The 23,135-nt window shown below is 43.9% G+C and carries 17 protein-coding genes; 5 read left to right on the forward strand and 12 right to left on the reverse strand.

Annotated elements, in window-relative coordinates; genetic code table 11:
• Nucleotides 1-38: 38 nt before the first annotated feature.
• Nucleotides 39-710 carry a response regulator transcription factor gene (locus tag K5R16_RS00940; protein WP_220735669.1) on the forward strand — a complete coding sequence of 224 codons (672 nt, stop codon included), beginning with the start codon at nt 39-41 and terminating at the stop codon, nt 708-710.
• A 65-nt stretch (nt 711-775) separates the two neighbouring features.
• Here the strand turns inward: K5R16_RS00940 and K5R16_RS00945 are convergent, their stop codons facing one another.
• Entirely contained in the window at nt 776-2,293 is a 1,518-nt protein-coding gene (locus tag K5R16_RS00945) for a curlin (RefSeq protein ID WP_220735670.1), read from the reverse strand.
• Nucleotides 2,294-2,307: 14 nt separating this feature from the next.
• Nucleotides 2,308-2,691 carry a curlin gene (locus K5R16_RS00950; RefSeq protein ID WP_220735848.1) on the reverse strand — a complete coding sequence of 128 codons (384 nt, stop codon included), beginning with the start codon at nt 2,689-2,691 and terminating at the stop codon, nt 2,308-2,310.
• A 510-nt stretch (nt 2,692-3,201) separates the two neighbouring features.
• Here K5R16_RS00950 and K5R16_RS00955 point away from each other — a divergent pair.
• Nucleotides 3,202-5,715: a S8 family serine peptidase gene (locus tag K5R16_RS00955; protein WP_220735671.1), complete on the forward strand. Its 2,514-nt coding sequence runs from the start codon at nt 3,202-3,204 to the stop codon at nt 5,713-5,715.
• A gap of 214 nt (nt 5,716-5,929) precedes the next feature.
• On the opposite strand, the gene K5R16_RS00960 is transcribed toward K5R16_RS00955, so the two are convergent.
• Complete coding sequence (locus K5R16_RS00960) at nt 5,930-6,670, reverse strand: ABC transporter substrate-binding protein (protein ID WP_220735672.1); 741 nt, start codon at nt 6,668-6,670, stop codon at nt 5,930-5,932.
• A 501-nt stretch (nt 6,671-7,171) separates the two neighbouring features.
• On the opposite strand from K5R16_RS00960, the gene K5R16_RS00965 reads away from it, so the two are divergent.
• Nucleotides 7,172-7,606 carry a hypothetical protein gene (locus tag K5R16_RS00965; RefSeq protein ID WP_220735673.1) on the forward strand — a complete coding sequence of 145 codons (435 nt, stop codon included), beginning with the start codon at nt 7,172-7,174 and terminating at the stop codon, nt 7,604-7,606.
• A gap of 49 nt (nt 7,607-7,655) precedes the next feature.
• On the opposite strand, the gene K5R16_RS00970 is transcribed toward K5R16_RS00965, so the two are convergent.
• The 6 genes from K5R16_RS00970 to K5R16_RS00995 form a co-directional block, all read right to left on the reverse strand.
• On the reverse strand, nt 7,656-8,687 hold the full coding sequence (locus tag K5R16_RS00970) for an aldose epimerase family protein (protein ID WP_220735674.1): 1,032 nt from the start codon (nt 8,685-8,687) through the stop codon (nt 7,656-7,658).
• A gap of 93 nt (nt 8,688-8,780) precedes the next feature.
• The gene (gene galK / locus K5R16_RS00975) at nt 8,781-9,938 is read right to left on the reverse strand and encodes a galactokinase (protein ID WP_220735675.1); all 1,158 of its coding nucleotides are present in this window, start codon (nt 9,936-9,938) and stop codon (nt 8,781-8,783) included.
• A 267-nt stretch (nt 9,939-10,205) separates the two neighbouring features.
• Nucleotides 10,206-11,237: a UDP-glucose--hexose-1-phosphate uridylyltransferase gene (locus K5R16_RS00980; protein ID WP_220735676.1), complete on the reverse strand. Its 1,032-nt coding sequence runs from the start codon at nt 11,235-11,237 to the stop codon at nt 10,206-10,208.
• 60 nt (nt 11,238-11,297) lie between these two features.
• Complete coding sequence (locus K5R16_RS00985; RefSeq protein WP_220735677.1) at nt 11,298-12,722, reverse strand: solute:sodium symporter family transporter; 1,425 nt, start codon at nt 12,720-12,722, stop codon at nt 11,298-11,300.
• Nucleotides 12,723-12,790: 68 nt separating this feature from the next.
• On the reverse strand, nt 12,791-16,021 hold the full coding sequence (locus K5R16_RS00990; RefSeq protein ID WP_220735678.1) for a glycoside hydrolase family 2 TIM barrel-domain containing protein: 3,231 nt from the start codon (nt 16,019-16,021) through the stop codon (nt 12,791-12,793).
• Nucleotides 16,022-16,124: 103 nt separating this feature from the next.
• A complete protein-coding gene (locus K5R16_RS00995) occupies nt 16,125-17,759 on the reverse strand; it encodes a cation:proton antiporter family protein (protein WP_220735679.1) in 1,635 nt (544 codons plus the stop codon).
• Between the two features lie 26 nt (nt 17,760-17,785).
• Between K5R16_RS00995 and K5R16_RS01000 the strand changes: the two genes are divergently transcribed.
• On the forward strand, nt 17,786-17,956 hold the full coding sequence (locus tag K5R16_RS01000; RefSeq protein ID WP_220735680.1) for a hypothetical protein: 171 nt from the start codon (nt 17,786-17,788) through the stop codon (nt 17,954-17,956).
• Between the two features lie 316 nt (nt 17,957-18,272).
• Here K5R16_RS01000 and K5R16_RS01005 read toward each other — a convergent pair whose 3' ends face one another.
• Complete coding sequence (locus K5R16_RS01005; protein ID WP_220735681.1) at nt 18,273-20,087, reverse strand: protein-disulfide reductase DsbD; 1,815 nt, start codon at nt 20,085-20,087, stop codon at nt 18,273-18,275.
• A complete protein-coding gene (gene cutA, locus K5R16_RS01010) occupies nt 20,084-20,407 on the reverse strand; it encodes a divalent-cation tolerance protein CutA (RefSeq protein ID WP_220735682.1) in 324 nt (107 codons plus the stop codon). Before cutA ends, K5R16_RS01005 begins: the two co-directional genes overlap by 4 nt.
• Before the next feature lie 309 nt (nt 20,408-20,716).
• Between cutA and K5R16_RS01015 the strand changes: the two genes are divergently transcribed.
• Nucleotides 20,717-21,298, forward strand: coding sequence for an FxsA family protein (locus tag K5R16_RS01015; protein ID WP_220735683.1), 582 nt, complete (start codon nt 20,717-20,719; stop codon nt 21,296-21,298).
• A gap of 3 nt (nt 21,299-21,301) precedes the next feature.
• Here K5R16_RS01015 and K5R16_RS01020 read toward each other — a convergent pair whose 3' ends face one another.
• Entirely contained in the window at nt 21,302-23,104 is a 1,803-nt protein-coding gene (locus K5R16_RS01020) for a protein kinase (protein WP_220735684.1), read from the reverse strand.
• Nucleotides 23,105-23,135 lie beyond the last annotated feature (31 nt).

Here is a 23,135-nt window from a genome sequence, read left to right on the forward strand (position 1 = left end):
TATATAAATATGTGAGTTCAATTCAGGGAGAGAATTCAATGAGCAAAATCGATGAGCTAGTCTTTATTCATCAAGTCGCAGCACCTTGCCATTTGGCGATTCTAGCCGAGTCAATTGGGATTAAGACTAAAGTTATCAGTAAACCTTCAGATCTTGTTGTCGCCAAAGAGTGTAATCGTTTTTATATGATAGCCCAGAAAGGAACCGCGCAAGACAGTAAAGGGATCCCGATAATAGCTGCTCGTTTAGTTTCCCAAGTTCCAATTGCATTATATCAAGTAGAACGTGGGAGTTTGGATCCCAAAGCTGCCATGCTTTTGGGGATTAAAGGCCTTTTATATGTAGATCAGGGGATGGACCTTTTACTTACGGGGTTAAAGAAAATGATTGCTAATGAGCTTTGGTATGAAAGGGCTTTGTTGAGCGAGCTATTTGGCCATTTGGTAAAGCGTTTGGATAACAATAACGAAGTACTGCAAGATCAAGATACTGTCGCAATGCTGCAGATGCTAACCAATCGAGAGAGAACAATTATTCAGCTAGTGGCAAGTGGCGCACGAAATAAAGAAATCGCGCATCAATTGTGCATAAGTGAGCATACGGTTAAAGCGCATATTTCATCGATTTTTAGAAAAACGCAGTCGCGTAACAGAGTTGAGTTATTGCGCTGGGCGCAGAACTATCAAAGCCAGTTTGAATTATGTTCTTGATTTATTGAACACAAAAAAGGGAGCGTTAGCTCCCTTTTTTTGTATGTTCAATCTAAATGAATCATTTAGTTTTGCATTACTGTTGCTGTATTGAACTCGCCAGTTTGAGTGACTGTAATACTGTTAGCTGTACCAGTTTGAGAACCTGTTACTAAGTTATCGTTACCGGTTTGAGCAATCATCAGGCTGTTACCTGTTCCGTTAACAGCAAATGCTGATTCGTCTTCACCACCAACCCAGTTACGGTCACCAACTTGAGTGATAATCGAGCTGTTTTCGTCACCAGTAATAATTAAGTCGATAAGGTTTAAGTCACCTTCTTGAGTTGCTTCAACATCGGTATTGTCAAAACCTACCACAGTGACTAGTGCTTCGTTTTCAGCTCCATCTTGGTCAATATCCACTTCGTTATCGCTGCCTTCAACGCCAGCGTAGCCGTAGTTAGTATCGCCATCTTGATGTACTTCTAGGTCATTATCTTCGCCGTCAGCAAAGGCGAAGATTTGGTTGTCATTACCATCAGAACTCATGTCGATATCGTTATCATCACCATAAGCACCAAACGTTGCGAAGTTGGTGTTACCTTCCTGATCAAGGTCGATATCGTTTTCATTGCCCCATACTTGGAACTCAGTACTGTTGTTGTTACCTTCCTGTTCAAGGTCGATATTGTTGTCATTGCCTTGAATGTCAGCAATCAATGTATCGCCAACAGTATTTGAATTACCGTCTTGGGTAATTTCAACATCGTTATCATCACCGTTAGTCAACGCAAGATAGGCAGTATTGTTATTGCCTTCTTGACCGATTTCAATCTCATTATCAGAGCCTGTTAGTGAGTAAACAAAGCCTGTGTTTGAATTACCTTCCTGGTTAACAACAAAGTTGTTGTTATCACCAAGTACACCTTTGACTGCTCCGAGATTGTTATCACCTTCTTGGTAGACCTCAACATCGTTATTGTTACCAATATTAGGCGTGATATCTAATGACACTAAACCTGCGGTGTTATTGTTACCATATTGAGTGATATCACCGTCATTACCATTACCTTCAACACGGAACACTCCAAAGTTTTGGTCGCCTTCTTGGGTGATTGCGGCAGAGTTGTTATCACCTAAAAGCTCAACAGCGGCTTCATTCTGTCCGCCATCTTGATAAACATCAGCGCCGTTCTCGGTGCCTGTAATGATAATACTTGTTTCATTGAAGAAGTCTTTTTGTTCAACTAAAGCTTCATTGCCATCGCCTTCAATTTTGACGTCAGCGATATGCCAAAGATCAGCTTGGTTAACTTCAACGTTGTTACCTTGACCTTTTGAATTTACATATGCTTCAGCCCACCAACCTTCTTGCATTATTGAAGCTGTCTGGTCATCACCGTCTTGAGTTAGGACTGTTGTATGTTGGTCGCCTGTTTGAGTTACTGAAGCCTCTTGCCCGATGACACTTGCGCCATCTGTAACAGTTGTAGTTTGTGTCACCGTGATTGAATTATCTGTGTCTGCGTGAGCAGATAGTGACATTCCAAGTCCCGCTGCAATAGCTAAAGCTATCATTGATTTTTTTGTCTGTGTTTTCATTTTGCTCTCCCTGATTAATACTGAGTTATCGTGATTGCTGCACCATCTGCAATCTGTTCAATTGAAAAGCTGGCACTTCCTAACTGATTCATCTGTACCAAATTGTCATTCCCTATTTGGGTTATATTGGCGTGATTTTCAGTTCCAGCTTGAAGTAGTTCTACTTCATTATCTTCACCAACCTGAGTTATCTCAGCGTGGTTACTGCTCCCTATTTGAACTAAGCTCGCTGTATTACCAGCGCCTGATTGACTCAAGTTAGTATTATTGAGCGCGCCTAATTGAACTAGGTTAATGATATTTTCCCTTCCTGTGCTTTCAAGCATGGTTTGGAGTGTTATTGGTAGCTCAGTACTTTGGTTGTTGAGCTCAGTGGCTAATGCCGACGTTGAGCTCATCAATAGCGCAATAGTGAGTCCAATTGTTTTAAAAATTGACACTTAACGCCCCTCTGTATTGGTATAAATAGAGTTTTGATTTGCCTAATTCATCTCAACTCTACGCGTGCTGGCAAGCACTGTTTTGTGTAGCTCTCACCAGATAAGTGCCTCAAGTTACAGCGGTGAAAGATTGCTGCAATCAGATAAAAGTCTATTTATTTACCACGATTAAAAAATATTCTTTTCGGTTCTAGGTAGGTATTTGCTGTTGATATATATGATTTTTATTTCAGCTAATGAATCTTGTGCTAGTAATTACTAATCCAATGTAATTAGCTCTTAAGTGTTAAATGCTAATTAGGTTCTTTTAAAAAAATGAAGGCTATGACAACAATCCTTGGGTTAAAAACTTCCGGAGATGCATAAGGTGGTTGCAGTAGTCGGTATCTGATGTGGCTATGGATGGCACCAAGAGTATTCGAAGTACCGGTTTGAATACATTTTAAAGGACTAATAGGAAAACTATTTATGTTTAAGAAGCTCACACCACTAGCAGCTGCAATTGCTAGCATTGTTGCCGTATCGTCGGCTCCAGTTTATGCAAAAACACCTGCAACCCCTGAAATAGTGAAAGACTCGCTTATCGTTGTTTATAAAGATAATGCTACGGCTAGCGAACGTGCTTCTGCACAGCGCTTAGTACGGGGCTCTGTACGAGATATGAATGCTGACGGTGTTGATGATCGCTTTGCAAACCTACTCAACGGCAAGTTGGCTCGACTTTCGCTACGCTCAGGATCTGATGTCGCTCAGGCTATAAAAATGATTAGCCGTCACCCGGCGGTCAAATATGCAGAGCCAAACTATGTAATAAGAGCTATTGGTACACCTGATGATCCAGATTTTGTTTCGTTATGGGCATTAAACAATACTGGACAAGATGGTGGAACCTCAGATGCCGATATTGATGCGTTAGAAGCTTGGGATATCACTACGGGTGATGCAAATATTGTCGTTGGTGTTATCGACACCGGTGTTGATTATAACCATCCAGATTTACAAGCTAATATGTGGGTTAACCCCAATGAGATAGCGGGTAACGGTATTGATGATGACGGTAATGGTGTTATCGATGATATCCACGGTTTTAGCGCTGTTAATAATAGCGGCGATCCAATGGATGGTAACGGTCACGGTACTCATGTCGCTGGCACTATTGGAGCCAAAGGCAACAATGGTGTTGGTGTGGTTGGTGTTAACTGGGATGTTAGCATCGTAGGCTGTCAATTTTTAGATGCTAGTGGTTCGGGCTCGACTGCAAATGCAATTGCTTGTATCGATTATATGACTGACTTAAAGGTAAACCATGGTGTTGATATCAAAGCGACAAACAACTCATGGGGAGGCGGTGGGTTTAGCCAAGCATTGAAAGACTCTATCGAAGCGGGTGGTAACGAAGGTATTTTATTCTTTGCCGCTGCAGGTAATGATGCTGTCGATAATGATGCTAATCCACACTATCCTTCAAACTACGATTCAGATGTGGTTATGTCGATCGCCAGTACCGATCGTAATGACAACATGTCAAGCTTTTCACAGTGGGGATTAACCAGCGTTGATATGGGCGCACCAGGCTCAGCTATTTTATCTACGACGCCAGGTAACACTTACTCTACTTACTCTGGTACTTCAATGGCTACCCCTCAAATGACGGGTGCTGCTGCATTGGTGTGGTCGATCAATCCCGATTTAACTCCATTAGAAATGAAGCAGTTGTTAATGGATTCTGGTGATGCGAATGCTGCTCTAACTGGAAAGACAGTTGCGGGCACACGATTAAATGTTGCCAACGCTCTCGATCTTGCGGATCCAGATCCTAGTTATCGTTTTAGTGTTTCTCCTAGCGCACAAACTGTTGAAGCGGGCAGCACAACAAGTTTCAATTTTAGTGTTGGAAGTGTCGCTGGTTGGGATGGCACAGTAGCATTAACGGTTGAGGTTAATCCTACTCTTACCGGCGTTTCATTATCAAGTGATAGTGTTGAAAACGGCGATGACTTTACCCTTGATGTCGCGACTGCTACAGATGCAATGTGGGGAGACTATGCAATCACTGTATCTGGTGATGATGGCAGTATTGTTAAGAGTAAAACTGTTGCGCTAACAGTATTACCGCAAGGCATTCAGGATTTTACTTACTCAAATAGTGACTCTGTATCGATTCCAGATAATGATTCTGAAGGCATTGTAAGCTCAATAGTTGTTGCTGATGACGTCCAAGTATTTGGTGTTAATGCTGATGTTGATATTTCTCACACTTGGAGTGGTGACTTGTTGGTGACTCTGACTTCACCTGCAGGAACAGAAGCTGTACTGCATAATCGTGAAGGTGGCAGTGCCGATGATGTGGTGAAGAGCTGGGACCTTAGTGTCTTTAATGGAGAGATGGCTACAGGTACATGGACGTTAGCAGTGAGTGATAATGTAGGCTCTGATGTTGGTACGCTCAATAGTTGGGGATTAGTTATTTCAGGTGTTGGTGAGGCTGCTCCACAAGCTCCTGTAGCTGAGTTTAGTTACGCTACTGATGGTCTGGAGGTTACCTTTACAAACACAAGCTCAGATATGAATGACGATATTGCCAGCTATAGCTGGGATTTTGGTGATAGTAATATCTCAACAGATATGAGCCCTGTTCATAGTTATGATGCCGCTGGCAGTTACACTGTGTCTATGACCGTTGTCGATGCTGAAGGTAATAGCGATACTCAAACAATGCTTGTTGAAGTATTTGAACATAGTATTACTGCAGAGGTGGCAAGAGCTAAGTTATCTCGCCGTGGTAGTGCGCTGGTTGATCTAAAATGGGATGGTGCATCAGGTGATGATGTAATGATCTATCGTGATGGTAATGCTATTGCCACGACGTCAAATGATGGTCGTTATCGCGATCGTTTCAGCAATGCAGCTGCAATGGTTGAATACAAAATCTGTGAAGTAAGCAGTAGCTTGTGTTCAGATCCTATTGTAGCAACATTCTAAGCAATAATTATTTTACTTGTCTTTAGCGGCCTTTGGGCCGCTTTTTTATTACTTAGTAACTCTTAGATATATTTGGATAGGGCAAAATTAGCTGGAAAAGTGGTACAAAACTGTTAGCAATATATGATTCTAAGACTTGTACGTCGTGTTACTAATATATGTCCCGGTCATGAACTATTTGGCAATAAGGAATACTGTTGTAGCTAATACTGCATTACCAAGGCTTAATATTGTATCTATCCAAAATCGCTTGATATTGACCGGACTCTTTGATGTTCTGTATCCCTTCTGCAAATTTACTCGCATAGTTCTGCTGAAGATCTTTATGGCTAAAGCCGACAAAGAGTGGAGTTGAAATCCCTTCACTACCAGCAAATTTTATATTGTCGTAATAATCAAATTTCTTCGCTGTATATTCAATGACATAACGGTTGCCAATTAGGACGTCTACGCGGCCTTTTTGCAGCAGGTTTAGGTTTGTTTTTAGTGGTGCCTCACCTGAAGCGCGAAAACTGGTTGGGCTTTTAGCTAGCAAGGAGTTAAGTTTATCGCCGTAGTCGTAGCCCAAAATGCTGGCGATAGCTTTATTATTTAGATCCACCAGTGATGAGTACTGCCAGCGACTTGTAGATTGAACAAAAAAATCATTGGCATATTGGCCTAAAATTAAATCAGAATCTTGCAAATTGGCCTTACCAATATGCTCAGGAGAAACCGCCAATACCGCATGAATTCTATCTGCTTGGGCTAATCTCAATGCTCTCTGAAATGGTATAGTTTCGAATTTAGTACTGACACCAACTGAAGCAAATGCTTGTTGAGTTAGCTCTACAAAGTAGCCGGAATTATCTGCACAGACGTAAGGGCACCAAATATCAGATGCAATCACTATCTGTTCAGTTTCAGACTGAGCTTGGAAGCTCAAACATAAAAGGGCGAGTAACTTAAGTTTCAAAATTGTTTGGCGAGCATTATTGGTTAGTGATTAGTTTGTCAGTGTAGCAAATATTAACTTTCAATATGGGCATTTTCGTCAGACTAACGCTTGCTTAACTGAGGTTGCATGTCGGTCTGCTAAAGCTATTCGTTACACTGACATCGTTTCGTCATGTTAGTCGAGCACCATACATCAACGCTTAGCTCTGGAGATGTACATTTATTTATGGTGCTAAGTTTCTGATAAATTTTAATTTATTACAGATATTTGCTGTTGTTACAATTTATTGTCTAATAAAAACTTGAATAACGACCGCTTTGGACTAAATTCGATATTAGTGCATTAGAGTTGAATTGTTTTCGCTTAACTCATATGAACTCTGCTATTGGAATTTGTCATAAAATGGCAAGAGTATAGCTGGAAACCCAAGCGACATTCATTGGGGAAACCGAAGTAAATGAGCATTTGGTTTACTTCATATTGATTAGTATGTGTTGATTTTTAAGGGCATTAGCATATATGTATGACACCTCTAAAAAATCTGTTTGGTACGGTGAGCATAGAAGCTCACGTGGTAATACAGTTATCATCTACGATAAGCAGTTTCCTGAAGCATCAGCGGGTAGAGTTTATTTTTATAACACTAGCCGTGACGTTATTATTGAGTATGCCGAAGAGATAGTTAAACCCCATTTGCATGAGCTTAGCAGAGCAGAGTTAGCTGTTGCAGAAGCCAATTATGGTACGGCATGGGAGTTGGCGCGAGAAGCGTTTATGGAGAAGCACTCAGGCTGGGTGGAAGCTAATAACCCAAAAGCTGCAAGTTTGGCTAAGAAGCCGAAAGCAGAACCTGAGCCTATCATGGAAGTTGAAGAAGACTCTGAGCTAGAGGTTGAATCAGCGAACGACGATGACTTCAGCCGCGGTTGGTCAAGTGATGACTTAGACGATTAGCATTAGTAGTAAAGCGTCGCCCATAAAAAACAGCGCACCCGCGCTGTTTTTATGCTTCAGTATCAAATTGATAGCGACTGATGTGATGATATAGTTCGCCAGGTCTAACTAATGCATCTCCGCCAAATGTTGGCTGATTCGGTGCATCAGGAACCTGTTGAGGCTCAAGGCAAACGGCTTGGTATTGAGATAATGATTGCTGACCTTTACCTATGGTGCCTTGTAAGTGGTTTGCACCGTATACTTGTACGCTTGGTTGGTTGGTGTATAGCGTCATTCCTCGACCACTTTTAGCCGAACTTAAGCGGCCAAATCGCTGCAGTTGTTGATCGCTCTTCGGCATGACATAACAGTGATCAATTCCTGACGTTGGAATGAACTCTTCGGCACCAATCAATGACTGCATCAATTTTGGCTGCTGCATATCAAGTGCACTATTCTGGGTTGAGCTTATTGCGGTTGGTACGCCAACATCATTCATCGAAAGATACTGCGTTGAGTCAACCTGTAGGGCGTGTTGTAAGCTTGAGTCACTGCCATCAAGATTGAAGTAACTATGTTGGGTCAGGCTGATGGGGCAGGTTTTATCTGTGCTTGCTAGTATTTCAATATAGAGGTTATTACCCGCTAGACGATAATCAAGTTGCACGGTACATTTCCCGGGAAAACCCATGTCACCATCGGGACTTACTAAGCTTAAACGGACACCGTCTGGTAATTGCCCCAAGTTCCAACGCTGACGGTTAAAGCCGTCTTTGCCGCCATGCAGACAATTACTCGCTTGGTTGATGCTTAATTGATGGCTTTTTCCATCGGCGGTGAATTTGCCCTGAGCTATTCGGTTAGCAAAACGGCCTGCGATGGCACCTAAGTGGGCATCTTGCGCTAAATAGTCGCTGGCACTGTCGCAACCTAATACGATACTAGCCCGTTCTCCCTCTTTGTCAGGTGTCCAAAGCGAGCGAATAATACCGCCTAAGCTGAGAACTTCTAATGCAATGGTGCCATTATCTATTCTCACTCGTTCAATCTGGCCACCACGGGGATCATTCCAAGGGTCTAGTGGGCGAAAACGTACCATGGCTTGTCCTTGTTATTAGCTAAACATTACAATGTACTATTCTGGCGTTAACATTTTGATTTAGCTAGATGAATACGTATTCCAATGTTTATATTAGCTATCTATTCTTTTAGCTCCGTCAGAGGCAGAGCATAAATAAATTGAAGCTTCTATGCCAGTTTTTTGCTGATACTGTTGTTCTACGGCTTCTACCACTGCATCTGTCAGCTCATGATCAACCAATGCGACCACACAGCCGCCAAACCCGCCCCCCGTCATTCTTACGCCGCCTTTATCGCCGATAACATCAGCGATAGTCTCGACCAGATAATCAATTTCAGGAACGGTAATTTCAAAATCATCACGCATTGATAGATGAGACTCTGCCATTAAGCTGCTTAACTGAGTGATATTGCCTGATTCTAGTGCCCAGGCTGCATTTTGAGTGCGGCGGTTTTCAGTAATGACATGTTTTGCGCGTCGATAGCAAACCTCACTCAACTCATCTTTTGCAGCTTCTAGAGCATTAAGCTCAAGATGGCGCAGAGAGTCTAACTGAAAATGCTCCGCCACTTGTTCACATTGCTCGCGTCTTAAGTTGTATTCAGACTCGACCAAACCACGCTTAACATTTGAGTTGATAATAATCAGGCTCAAATTGTCAGGAATACTGACCGCTTCACTATCGAGATCCAGACAGTCAATTAGTAGTGCATGGTCTTGCTGCCCAAGGGCACTGATCATCTGATCCATAATGCCACAGGCGCAGCCAACGTATTGATTTTCGCCGCGCTGTGCCAGTTGAGCAATGGCTAACGGTGATAATTTAATTTGGCTGGCATCATTAACCGCAGTACCAAAAGCTATCTCAAGTGCCGCCGAAGAGGAGAGGCCTGCGCCTAGTGGCACATTACTGACGATAGCTAAATCAATTCCTTTGGGTGATAGACCTGCGGTAGCCATGGCTGAGCTAAAGCCTTTTAGGTAGTCGGCCCATTCCGGAGTTTGCGGAGTTTGACCTTCTTGGCCAAAGGTCCACTCTTTCATTTCACCGGGAAAGGCGTCTGATACAGCACGAAATTGGGTATCATCACGACGTTTAATGGCAATAATAGTATTAAAATTTATCGCAGCAGGCAGCACAAAACCATCGTTATAATCAGTATGTTCGCCAATTAAATTGACTCTTCCAGGTGCAAAATAGAGCGCATCAGCTTGGGTGCCGAAGGTTTGGACAAAGAGTTTATTGGCGCGTTGAACTGGATTGGACATGGTTTGCTGTATTCCGAAAGTTAGCCGTTGTAATTAAGGCGAAGTCTGCCTATTTTTTTGCAACCGTTTACACTAGAGCGTGGCAAAATTGATTGCCACCGATGATATTTTGCGGTCTTGAACTTACGACTTTGGTTAAGCGTTAAGTTACTTATCAATGAAAGTAAGTAAGCTATTTAGCTTGATACTCTGTCCCTGAGTCAAAATATTTACTTACATTTCATTAGCTTTATATCACGACTTTACATCATGTGTAACTGAGTTTTTCTATTGATTTTGATAATGCACTTCAGACTGGGCTCGCAGCAGGTTTGCAGCCTGTTCTGGCGTGAGGTCTCGCTGACTTTCTGCCAACATCTCGTAACCGACCATAAACTTTTTTACGTCAGCGCTGCGAAGTAATGGCGGATAGACGTGTCCATGCAGTTGCCACTCTGGGTGTTCGCTGCCGTCAAATGGTGCGCCATGCCATCCCATAGAGTAGGGGAAGCTAGTATTAAATAGATTGTCGTATCTGGTCATGAGTGATTTCATTATGCAGGCTAAAGAACCTTGCTGGTCTGCTGTGAGCTTGTCCAGATGTGCTACCGCAAAGCGTGGTAAAATCAGCGTTTCAAATGGCCAAGCTGCCCACCATGGCACCACAACAAGCCAATCATCATTACTGACGACAACTCGCTCCGCATTGATGAGTTCTTTGTTTGTATAATCAAGTAGCATGTTTGCTTGATGATTTTTAAAGTAATTAAGCTGGGTGCGAGACTCTGTAACCGCCTCGTTAGGTAGTTCACTCACAGCCCATATTTGCCCATGAGGATGCGGATTTGAGCAACCCATAGCGGCGCCCTTGTTCTCAAACACCTGTACCCAAGGGTATTGCTCTCCAAGTTCAGCAACCTCTTTGCCAAGTCTGGCGAACACGGCAGTGAGCTGTGCAATAGAAAGCTTAGGCAGGGTTTGGCTATGATCGGCAGAAAAGCAGATAACCCGACTGGTACCCGTTACGGATTGCAGCGCAAAGAGAGGATCGTTTTGCTGAGCTGCTGGCGTATCTGCGGTTAGCGCTGCAAAGTCATTGGTGAACACAAAGGGCTCTGTGTAGCTTGGGTTTTTTTCGCCACTAATTCGACTATTGCCTGGACACAGATAACACTCAGGATCGTAATCAAGACTTGTTACTTCAGTCGTTGCTTCGCGTTGCCCTTGCCAAGGACGTTTTGCTCGATGGGGCGAGACCAACAACCATTGTTCGGTTAGCGGGTTAAAACGTCGGTGAGGGTGGTCGTCACGATCAAACATCTATGAATAATCCTTTATGATGAGCAGTAAAAGGGGCTACTTTAAGCAACCCCTTTGCGTTTAAGTATTAGCGGTAAGCGGCGTGATATCTTGCTGCGCTGCGAATACAAATCGACTGAGAAACAAGGTAACTAAGATGGTTGCCGCTAGGGTAATAGCCATCATGTGAATGAAGTGGAACGGACTCCAGACGAAGGTAAATACGGCGTAAACTAATACTCCAAATACTAGGCCAACCTTAATCGCTTTAGCGCTGACATTTTTAAATGCCAGAGCACAGATAAAGGCTGCTAATACGGGCATCGAGTAAAGGCCATTTAGCTGTTGTAGTAACGAGATGATACTTTTTGATTCCGCGAATACTGGTACTAATGCAACTGAAATTAGAGTAAATACCAGCGCAACCCGAGTGCCTATTTTTTTCACATTGGTATTTGGGTTGATATAGTTTTGGTGGATGTCACAGGTATATAGCGCTGCGGCAGAGTTCAGGCATGAGTTAAATGAGCTCAATACTGCGCCAGCCATTACTGCCGCAAATGCGCCAGACATCCATGTTGGTAATATATCGCCGACCAGTCTGCCATAGGCTACGTCACCGACATCACCATACAGCTTGTAAGCGACCAGTCCTGGCAGTACCACAATAATCGGGATAATAAGCTTCATCACTACCGCAGCATACAAGCCTTTTTGGGCTTCTTTAACTGACTTAGCAGCAAGGGCGCGTTGGGTGATCACCATGTTGGTGCCCCAGTAAAAAACTTGAATGAAGACCATCCCGGTAAGCAGGGTATGCCAAGGGATATCTGATTGGTCGTTACCCACTAAGGTTAGTCTTTCAATCGGTACGCCAGATAGATCCCAGTTGACGGCGTTAAGTGCAAGATAAGACACCACCACACCCATCAACAACAAGCCGATACCATTTAAACTATCCGATATTGCGATGGCTCTCAATCCGCCGAAAATAGCGTATATGGCACCAACAATGGCAAAGATAATCGCCAATGCGGTGACAGAAATAGACAGACCAAACATAGATTTCATAAACAGCGAACCAGTGTACAGCACCACAGGCAACAGGATGAATGCATAACCGAGCATAAACAGTACCGAGACCATGGCGCGGATCCCTTTGTCATTATATTTGCGCTCAAGCAGTTCAGTGGTCGTGGTACAGTTATATTTGTAGTAGATAGGGATTAACCATTTTGCGAGAATAATCAAACCAATAGCTGCAGCTATTTCCCACCAAGCAACCAGCAGAGTTTGCGCACCATTCATGCCAACAATCTGTTCGGCGCTGATATTGGTCATCATCAATGAGCCGGCAACCACGATCCAGCTTAAACCGCCTCCAGCAAGAAAATAATCTTTACTGTCACTGCTATCTCTGACTATTTTTCGGCACTTTAGATAGGTGATCAGACCGACGAGTGCTGTTAAGCCAAAAAATATGACCAGCTGAATAACTTGTTCCATGTTTATCCTTTATTATTTTTCTAATGCCGTATTAATAGCTAATTTTAGGCGTGGTTACTTCCCAGTTATTAAGGTTTAGTTCTTGCTTGTTGTTGAATGTCAGCAGCTGCCGCTAGTGCTTCAATGGTAAAATTGAACTCCATCGGCTTAGCTTTGATGCGGTAGGGCTGGTGGACCTGCCTGCCCCAAGATGTATCGCCGCCTACTCCCATTTGTTTATGGTCAATATTCCAAGTGACAACCTTTTGAGTCGGTATTTCTGCGCCGTGATTGGCGGTAACGGGCACGAGTCCCGAAGCAGAGCCTGACGCGTCACCTTGTCTGAAGTCGATATCGGCTTGTGCAAAGGGCCAAAGGCTGGTTTGCAAAGCGGTATCGCCTGCATTGGCTTTGGCTAATAATCCTTTTCCCTTGCTATCGGTGATTGCCACATACCGCACATCAGTACGTTGACCTGTTTCTTGTGGGCGAGAGTAACGGTGAAAGGTTTGCTCGATTGGCTGTGCAAACCAACCTAGGGGATTACCTGACTTTCTATCAGCGTAGGTTTCTTCTGGCCCACGGCCAAAGTAATGCATAAAGCGTTGGCTAACAGGCAACTGTGTTTGAAAACCAAAGCGGGGAAGGTCGGCAAGTTCTATCGTCCCTGGTTTAAATTGGCTCTGCACCAGCAATTGACCTGCGGTACTGATTTGGTAGCGAGTGCTAAGGACAAAACCTAAGGTCGGGTGCTGCTGCTGAACCTCAATACAGTAGGGGTTAATACGCTTAATCGATAGGAGCCTTAGCTCCTTTGCTGCATCTTGCCACATGCCTGCCCATTCGGGCATCTGATTACCTAAATCATTGTCGGTTGGTGCACGCCAGAAGTTAACCATCAATGGTGCGGCAAGCTGTGATTGGCCAGCTTGCTTGATATCGGTGAGCCAACCACTTTTTTTGGAGATAAGGTATTGGATCTGCTCATCTCCTAACTGCCAGAAACTATCTTGCTGCGTTATTGCTACCGCTAAGGTGTGTGGCTTATTGCTGGCGGCTTGCAATGAGAACTGCTCAAATGCGATGCGGTGATCGCTAGGTAGCATAGGTTGAGGCTTGTCGACTAACACCTCGAGCAACAACTGATATTCAAAATGGTCAGCGAACTGACTTTGGTCTAGTGGCAAATCTATCTGCTTAGATAAGCCAGCTTTTACCCGCGGCATCTCAATGGTGCCAGTGCTAAATGGGCGACCATCTTGCTGGATGGTCCATTTCAGCTGTAGATTTTGGCTATCGATAAAGTCATAGCGGTTTTCAAGTTCAAAACTCACTGCATCAGTGGTTGCCACGAAATTATTAAAACGTAGCGGTTGGTAGACTTTCTTCACTTCACTTAAATGCGGGTGTGGATTACGGTCAGGATCGACCAGACCATTATTAAGAAAGTTACCGTCAGTTGGCATATCAGGGTGGTAATCTTTGCCATAAGCCCAATAGCGTTGACCGTTTTGGTTGGTAAAGGCTAAGGATTGATCCACCCAGTCCCAGATAAAGCCGCCTTGTAGTTGCGGGTAGCGTTCTATGACGTCCCAATAGTCCTGTAGATTACCCACCGAGTTGCCCATCGCGTGGGCGTATTCAATCATAATCAATGGGCGGTCGTTATGGGTTTTAGCATATTTCTCAATCCGCTCGATTGACGGGTACATAGGAGCTACGATATCGGTATAGGCGTGTTGACCTGCAGGTTCATATTGCACTGGGCGACTCGGATCGCGTTGTTTAACCCAATCATATAAAGCTTCAAATAAACGACCTTCTCCAGCCTCATTACCTAGCGACCAGATAATGATAGAGGGATGGTTTTTATCACGTTCTATCATGCGCTCAACACGCGCCTGGTGCGCTGGTAACCAGCTCATCTCGTTACCGAGTTGAGTCTTTTCATCAATTGCTAATGGGTGTGATTCGATATTGGCTTCATCGATAACATACAGGCCATATTTGTCGGTTAAGCTTAGCCAGTAAGGGTCATTAGGATAGTGACTTGAGCGCACGGCATTGATGTTGTTCTGCTTCATTAAACGGATGTCGGTTTCCATGCTGACCCGACTCACCACATGGCCGGTATCAGGGTCGGTTTCATGCCTATCGACACCGCGTATAGTAATAGCCTTGTTATTGACCAGTAGCTGACCTTGCTTTATCTCTACTCGGCGAAAGCCTATCTTCTGGCTACTGGCCTGCAGCAGTGTGCCATTCGCGGTTTTTAGACTGACTAGCAGCTGGTATAAAGATGGGGTTTCCGCGCTCCAAAGGGCGGGATTATCGACAGTTAAAGTAAGGGTTTGCTCAAGGCTTTGATTAAACTCCACGACAGCTTGTTGGCCCAATTTAGTGCTAGTCCCTTGAGGAGAAAGCAGCTGGTACTCTAAGTTGAGCTCCTCAGTTTTAATGGCGGTTTTGGCATGATTGTTCAGCTTAATTTTAATCGCCATATTGGCTTTGGTGAGATTGGCATTGAGCGTATAAGTCGCGTCGATATCAGCGATACGTTGCTTTTCTGTAGCGTAAAGATATACATCACGTTCAATACCACTGACTCGCAGCATATCTTGGCTCTCGAGATAGCTGGCATCACTCCAACGTATTATCTGCAGCGCCAGCAAGTTTTCATCTCGGTTAAGATGGGGAGTAATATCAAACTCAGCCGGTGTTTTGGCCCCTTGGCTATATCCGACCTCTACACCGTTTATATGTACGCTTAACGCGGAACGCGCAGCACCAATATGCAGGAATACTTGTTTATTTTGCCACTCTTTGGGTAATTCAAACTGACGACGATAGCTACCTGTCGGGTTGTGATCTTCTGGGGCATTGGGCCATGTGGTAGTGAAAGGGTAGCGTTCATCTAAATAGATAGCATGACCAAAACCTTGGGTCTCCCAGTTACCCGGTACTTGTATGCTTTGCCAGTCATCTAGCTTAGCCTGTTGCTGAGCAAAATCTTTGGGAGTCACAAAGGGGTTTTTAGCGTAATGAAATTGCCAGCGGCCATTGAGATTAAGAAAGTTATTACTGGCTTGATAATCATCGACAATGGCTTTTGATAATGAAGAATAGCCAAAAAAGCTGGCGTGGGGTGGCTGTTTATTTTGCTCAAACACTAGATGGTCTTGCCAGCGCTCTGCTTGTGCAAAGGACAATGGGCTTATCAGGCTCACAGCCAATAAACTGATCAGTTTGGCGAAATGATATTGGAGACGCACTTGTTTTAGTGAGGGCTGAAACTGTCGGGTTCGAAGTGTGGTTAGCATAGTATGTTATTTGGTATTATTTTTATTTGCCAAATAACATACTCGATAGTAAGAATAAAGTATACAATCAGTCTGGTTGTTTACTTTATAAACGCTGTAAACCTTAACTTTCGCTGCGTGGATGATTCACTGCTTCTGGATGATCTGGCGCTGTGCCATTAGGGCTAAGTAACTCTTTCACTACATGATCGACAAAACCCGCACCAGCCGCTTCATAGAGGTTATATACACTGTGCACCCCTGATTCTTGCAATGAATCAGCATCCTCTTTGTATTGCACAATGGCGCTTAACTTGCCTTGATAATCTAGACGTTTAAGTTGTTCAACGGCAAAAAGATTACCCACGTGATGCGGCATAGCCAGTAATACCAGCTCTAGATTAGGAGCTTTGTCTAATTTCTCCCAAAAGTCGGTATCGGAAGCATCGCCCTGCACCACATTACGACCTTGTTGATTATGGTAATCGACCAAATCTTGTTTATGCTCCACCCCCAGTATTTCACCTTCGTATTGCACTCTAAGCTCGTCATATGCGCCAGAACCAATACGACCCATACCTAAGATTAAGAACCTTGGATTGCCAACATGAATGGGGCGATCTTCTGGGTGTAGCGGATGCTTCTCCAGTCTTTGCAGCCGGCTTTGGTACTTTTGATATAGCCTGTTTGAGGCAATATTGAGCGGTGCTGAAAATAGAAAACTGAAGCTCAATGCCACAGCCAATATCACCATCCACTGCGGCGGTAACCAGCCTTTTGAGGTCGCGACAGCTGCAACGATTAAACCGAATTCACTGTAATTACCTAGGCTAAATGAAGACAATAACGCAGTACGTGAACGCAATTTAAAGTGAGTCAACAGATAGAGGAATAGCACGATTTTAATCGGGACGATTAACACCAAAATAGCCGCTAAACCGATATCAGAGAATGTTGGCAAACCGTTGAGGCCAACAGTTAAGAAGAAGGCAACGAGGAACAGCTCTTTAAAGTAAAAGAGTGACTTTGCTAGCTCTGAAGACTTAGGGTGTCCGGCCAGTAATATGCCGATAATCAGCGCGCCAAGATCGGGTTTTAGGCCGACGATTTCAAACAACCATGCGCCCATCACCAACGCCATGACTAACCCGAATAGCACCAGTAACTCACCGTGACCGACTCGATCAAAGGCCTTATAAATAAGCGGTTTGGCTAGCGGAAGCAGTAGTAAGCACAACGCCCAATATGAGGGAACATCACCTTTTGATATCGTTAAGAAAGCAACGGCAAAGATATCCTGCATAATCAAGATACCAATGGCAACGCGGCCATAAAGAGACTGCATGTCACCTTTGTCTTCTAATATCTTTACCGCAAAAATAGTACTAGAAAAACTTAATGCAAATGCGAGTAGGCCAAGTTGATTGAGTTCAAGACCTGTTAGTTGCTCTAAACCAAGCAGACCTAACAATTTTAACAGCGGTATAAAAAACAACATAGAACCAAGCAAGTGCAAGCTGGAACCAGCTAAAACCTCTGCTTTAAACAAGCTGCGAATATCCAGCTTAAGACCTATGGCAAACAGTAATAAGGTCACACCTAAGTTAGCTAATTGCTCTAACATTGGCAGGCTAGATTCTTCAATTCCGAAAAGAAACAGTACAAATCCCGCAACAAGATAGCCGATCAATGGGGGCAGTCCCACACGGCTAACTAGCATGCCGCAGGCTAAGGTTATAATGAGTATCGCGGGTTCCATGGTGCTCCTTGCAAAAGATATTATTAGTGAGCATTGTACAAGAAGTTTGTGAATTTGAACTGAAGTTTACGGATTTATTTACAGGTTGTGATAGCGGTAATCGTGGTGGTAATTGTTATCTGATAGAGGGTGAGATGGCGCTGCAGCCTTACTTTGTCAGTTTCTATCAAAATCAAAAAAGCCCCAATAGCAGATAAACGCTAACGGGGCTTTTTACTGGATACTTCTGAGTTATACCAATTGTGTTAAGTATTTGACCAGTTCAGAGTCCCTCAGACTTTTCAATTCAAAGCGCATTGGTAAAGAAATGGTTATTCCCTTTTAAGCCAATGCAAAGCAGAAGTGGAAAGCCTGAGGGGCTCACGTAGTGCGGCTGAGGTTAAAAAAATTGGCAAAACGCTGCATGCTTCGCTTTGGGATTTGGATATAGAATAACTATTAGCTCAAATCTCACTGCTTGCCTACAGCATTTTGAATTCCCGCTGAATGGTCAAACTTTTAGTGCAATTGGTATTATTTTACTAAATGGTCCAGATGTTCTGCGAACGCTTTAGGACGCATAAAGCCGGTGACTCTTAAGTCATCTCTTACTGCCCCATTTTCGTCAAACATCAGTAGTGTCGGCAAACCAAGCACATCGTAATGTTCTAGCAATTCAATATCGACCGCATCATTTTTGGTGACATCAGCTTGCAGCAATACCATCTTGTTCATCCGCTCAAGGACTGCAGCATCCTTAAAGGTAATCGCTTCAAATTCTTTACAGGCGACGCACCAGTCGGCATACAGATCTAACATTACTGTTTTGCCCTGCGCAGATGCTGCTGCTATTTCACTGTTGAGGTCTTCAAGTGATTTAACACGCTTGAAGCTGTGATTTTGCTCACCAGAAGCGAGCGTTGCACTGCTGTTTGAGGCAAAGCCAAAGTGCGACATTACCGCTTGTAAGCCGTAAGAAAAGCTGCCTAAAAGTGCTAACAGAAGCAATACCGAGCGGGTTGTTTGCTTCCAGTTGAACTCAGTAAGTTTGTTCTGGTGCATTAGGTAACCGACGATGCTGATCCCCCAAATAGACCAGAGTATATCTGAGATGAGTCCTGGCCAAATTCGACCTAACATCACGATAGAAACAGCAATGAGTAGGAAACCGAAGATGGTTTTGATGATATCCATCCAGCTGCCTGCTCTTGGTAAGATCTTACCACCTGAGGTGCCGATAATTAGCAGCGGTAGTCCCATCCCCATACTCAACACGTAAAGCGCTAAGAAGCCTTGCAGTAAGTCGCCTGTTTGGGCGACGTAAATCAGTGCCCCAGACAGTGGTGCGGTTGTACAAGGCGAGGCTACAAGACCAGAGATAACACCCATCAAAAACACACCAATGACGTTACCGCCTTTTTGGTTGTTCGATACCGAGTTCATCTTCTCTTGCCATTTAGATGGCAGTTTCAAGTCGTATAAGCCAAACATCGACAAGCTCAATACGAAGAACATAATGGCCAGAGTAATCAATACTGCGGGGTGCTGCAGGTAGGCCTGATATTTCATCCCTGCTGATGCGACTACCAAGCCTACCAGTGAGTAGGTGATAGCCATACCTTGCACATAAACCATCGACAAGCTAAAGGCTTTGGCGGTAGAGAGTTTCTTGCCTTGGCCAACAATAATGCCTGATAGAATCGGATACATAGGGAATACGCAAGGCGTCAATGCTAAGCCGATCCCTAAGCCAAAGAAGATAACCAAGGTCCAAATTAAGCTATCGCTAGCAAGCATTTGAGTCAGGTTATCTTGCTGAGTGATTGGTGCGTTTGGCTTGTCTGCAACAGCGGTTATGTTATTACTGTCTTTTACGTCGAGTATGCCGTCATTGGCGCTAACCTCGGTTAACTCAGCCACTTTTTTGGTTGGGGGGAAGCACAGTTTTCCCTCAGCACAACCCATAAATGTGACGTTGAGAGTATCGCCTGCTGCCGCTTGTTTAATTGCGACCGGCATTTCAACAAATGAGTAATAAACTTCTTGTTCACCAAAGTATTCATCGGTATGAGGTTTACCTTGGGGTAAAGCTATTTCACCCAGTACTGCCCCGTTGGCTTCAAATTTGAGCTTATCGCGATACATGTAGTAGCCATCGGCAATAACCCAGCTAATTTTTACCTTGTTGCCCTCCTGCTTGAAGTCGAAAACAAATGCTTCATCGACAGGCATCAACTCTGGTTCACCCTTTAAAAAGGAGAATTTACTGCTATTGAAAATGTTTTCAGCTTGTACTAATGGACTAAGCATTAGTAGCGATGCTAAAAACAGAGTAATGATTTTTTTCATGGCTGTGTGGTTTCTTTTATCCAATCAAAATAGGCTGGCAATCCCTGAGTCACAGGCAGTGCAATTAGCTCGGGAACGTCATAAGGGTGCAACTGTAAAATTGCAGCCTCAATCGCAGGGTAATGCAGGGCAAGGCACTTAATGTGTAAACAAAATTCTGTCTCTTCACAGACCTCAGATTGCCACTCATATACGGACGTAATGGCTGATGAGATCTGCACGCATGCCGCTAATTTCTCTTTGACAAGCGCATGAGCTAAAGATTTAGCGCAAGCTTCATCTGGGCAAGTGGTCATTAAGAGTAAAAATTCGTTTTCCATTAAACTGTGTTTGTCCGGCTGATAGCTTGTTCAATTTATATTAAGCAGATTAAAGCTGCGTTAAGGCAATTAAGTTAAGCTGATTATCACGATAGTCACTATTGTTACTTTACGTGTTTTGCAGAATGCTTGCATTAAGGCATTGCTAAAATAGTGATGCCAGTAGTTTTTGCATTACAAATGCGTATGTATTCTGCTGCTTGTGTTGATTATTGTTAGCACATAAGCCAATTCTTGGTTATGCGACTTGAAAATAGACCGACTAACCCCAATTTAGTTTTCATCGCCATAAAAAAATGTGAGGTCAGCGTGTTTTTTATTCTGTTATTAATTTTTGTATTGGTTCCTGTGATGGAACTATCTGTGTTGATCCGAGTGGGCGAAGCATTAGGCAGCTGGACAACGGTCGCTTTGGTTATCTTTACCGCGGTGGTCGGCGTATCGTTAGTCCGTAGCCAAGGCATTAGTACCTTGATGCAGGTTCAGCAAAAGTTGGCGCGTGGCGAAGCACCAGGACAAGAAATTGTAGAAGGGATGATGTTAGCTGTTGCAGGTTTACTGCTGCTGATCCCAGGTTTTGTGACCGACTTTTTGGGGCTCATTCTATTAACCCCATTTACCCGTATTCCAGTTGCAGGCTATTTTTATAAACGTATGCAATTGAAAGCTAAAACCAATGGTGGTTTTCAAGCTGGCTTTGGTCCTGGTATGGGCGGACAAGGTAACCCCTTTGGGCAACAAGGTGGACGCTCACCTTTTGATGATGGAAATACCTTCGACGGTGACTTTGAGCGCAAAGATGATCCCAGTGATAAGCGCCCAGAAACACATCAAGTCGAAACCTCGCTTGATGACGATGACAAGCCAAAGGATGATAAACCTAATAGCTAAGCTTTAGCTTTGTTTTGGGTTGCGCGGATAAAAGTTATCGGGCTTACGCTCAAGGTGGCTAAATTTACGGGTGTTTTTATAGGGAAGCTTCATAAAACCCGACACCCCTTTGCCTTGTATCTTATCAACGTGACTTAAAATACGGTCTAAACAACCTCTAAAAGCTGCTTGTTTCCTCGGGTTTAACAGACGTAAATAGCTGTGGATCTTCATATGGTTTGGCAAAGCCTCAAAGATAATACAGCCGGTATGGTGAATTTGGTTGATGATGGCGAGCTCTGTCATGATCTCTTTTGGCAGCTCTAAATTTTCTTCAGGATCGCGGCCATCTTCAAAATAGGAGTGTAGTCTTGAGCGATCTTCTAAAGACGGTACATCGCCAACTTCAAAAGGCAGTTGTAGCTCACTGCTAATCACAAAGGGTTGCTGACTATCTTCTCGTTCAATATGCAGCGTATCTCTTGCATTAAAGAAGCATGCTTTAAACACCCCGATCCGATGAATACCACGGGCGAGAGTCACCATATTGTTGACTGCAATTGTCAAAGCCTGCTTTTGGCTGTCGTTATACAGTGCTAGGTTCGAATCGATAAACACGCCGGTTTCACGCCAATGAATCGCTAAACCACCCACGATGTCGTATTGCGCTAAACGGCCTACTGATGCGATAAAGCCTTTTTCAGTATCGCCCATGCCAGCCATAAAGTTACGGTAGTATTTTTCGAGTTGTAGGTCGTCCATTTTGGCGATGGGATCATCGGCATTATGCTCTTTGAGGAATGATTTTCGTGAGCTATAGCTAACGGTTTCTACCTCTTTATTACTAGCAAGCACCCAAACTGGGATCTCGGCGATAAGCGGTCCATTGTCGATCTCTGGCAGATGCAATCTATGGCTGTGAGCCATACTCTTAAGAAAATAATCGCCAGCCTGTTTTCGTTGCATGGGGTCGTCGCTCAGCATGCCATCCAAGGTTTTAGCAAGTTCAATGGGTAAGCCTACGCTGGTGGCGGGGATAACTTTACTACCGAATCGGCTAGCTTGACCTGATGCCAATGCATAAAGTGTTGCGGCCACGCCTTGCTCATCAAAACGCGGACTCGACAACGCGCCATTGAGTTGCTCTTCGCCGATAAAGTACACATCACCCATACGTGCATTGGTGTGCTGATGATCGCTGGACATTAAATCCATGACGTTGCCATTAACTGGGTTGCCGTCATTGTCGCGCTGAGCAAATACCGCTGAGCCCCAGTCAATTAAAGACAAGTGTTGATTTTTAACATCATAAACCAGGTTTGAGGGTTTAATATCGCCATGGATCAGTGGCCGACCGTTATGCAAGTATTTCAGTATTGCTGCAAGTTGGCGGGCGATATTCATTACCATGGCAACAGGCAGTGCACCGATACGCAGACAAAGTTGTTCTAAGTCTTCACCAGGCGCTCTTGCCATAACAAGAATGCCCTGCTTTCCTACATGCTGGAATTTAATGGCCGGAGGTACGTTGGGGTGGATAACTTGAGAAAGCATAAACGCTTCTTCTTCAAGCCTGTCTTGCACGTGCTGCGGCAGTGTTAGTCGGGAGAATTTAAAAACATGAGCCTCGCCACTGGCGTTAACACCTGCAAATACAAACCCATAAGCACCTTTACCAACCATTTCAAACTCTTTATAACCTAACTTACTCAGCTGCTGCTTACACAGCCTTATCCAAGCACGGTGTTTGCGGGCGTCATTGGCCGCGAGCAAGTAGATTGATTGCTCTTCTGAGATATAAAAGTGTTGAAGTTCTTGGGTTTGCAATTGTCTCTCCTCGTTAATGTTGTTATTAAAT

The sequence above is a fragment of the Shewanella sp. c952 genome, assembly GCF_019654975.1.
Lineage (GTDB): Bacteria > Pseudomonadota > Gammaproteobacteria > Enterobacterales > Shewanellaceae > Shewanella.

Bases quoted from the DNA above. Each gene is read 5' to 3' on its own strand.
- K5R16_RS00965 (WP_220735673.1), top strand. From the start codon at position 7,172: ATGTATGACACCTCTAAAAAATCTGTTTGGTACGGTGAGCATAGAAGC.
- galK (WP_220735675.1), bottom strand. From the start codon at position 9,938: ATGTCCAATCCAGTTCAACGCGCCAATAAACTCTTTGTCCAAACCTTC.
- K5R16_RS00950 (WP_220735848.1), bottom strand. From the start codon at position 2,691: ATGAGCTCAACGTCGGCATTAGCCACTGAGCTCAACAACCAAAGTACT.
- K5R16_RS01005 (WP_220735681.1), bottom strand. From the start codon at position 20,087: ATGAAAAAAATCATTACTCTGTTTTTAGCATCGCTACTAATGCTTAGT.
- cutA (WP_220735682.1), bottom strand. From the start codon at position 20,407: ATGGAAAACGAATTTTTACTCTTAATGACCACTTGCCCAGATGAAGCT.
- K5R16_RS00955 (WP_220735671.1), top strand. From the start codon at position 3,202: ATGTTTAAGAAGCTCACACCACTAGCAGCTGCAATTGCTAGCATTGTT.
- K5R16_RS00970 (WP_220735674.1), bottom strand. From the start codon at position 8,687: ATGGTACGTTTTCGCCCACTAGACCCTTGGAATGATCCCCGTGGTGGC.
- K5R16_RS00980 (WP_220735676.1), bottom strand. From the start codon at position 11,237: ATGTTTGATCGTGACGACCACCCTCACCGACGTTTTAACCCGCTAACC.
- K5R16_RS00995 (WP_220735679.1), bottom strand. From the start codon at position 17,759: ATGGAACCCGCGATACTCATTATAACCTTAGCCTGCGGCATGCTAGTT.
- K5R16_RS00990 (WP_220735678.1), bottom strand. From the start codon at position 16,021: ATGCTAACCACACTTCGAACCCGACAGTTTCAGCCCTCACTAAAACAA.
- K5R16_RS00985 (WP_220735677.1), bottom strand. From the start codon at position 12,722: ATGGAACAAGTTATTCAGCTGGTCATATTTTTTGGCTTAACAGCACTC.
- K5R16_RS00945 (WP_220735670.1), bottom strand. From the start codon at position 2,293: ATGAAAACACAGACAAAAAAATCAATGATAGCTTTAGCTATTGCAGCG.
- K5R16_RS00940 (WP_220735669.1), top strand. From the start codon at position 39: ATGAGCAAAATCGATGAGCTAGTCTTTATTCATCAAGTCGCAGCACCT.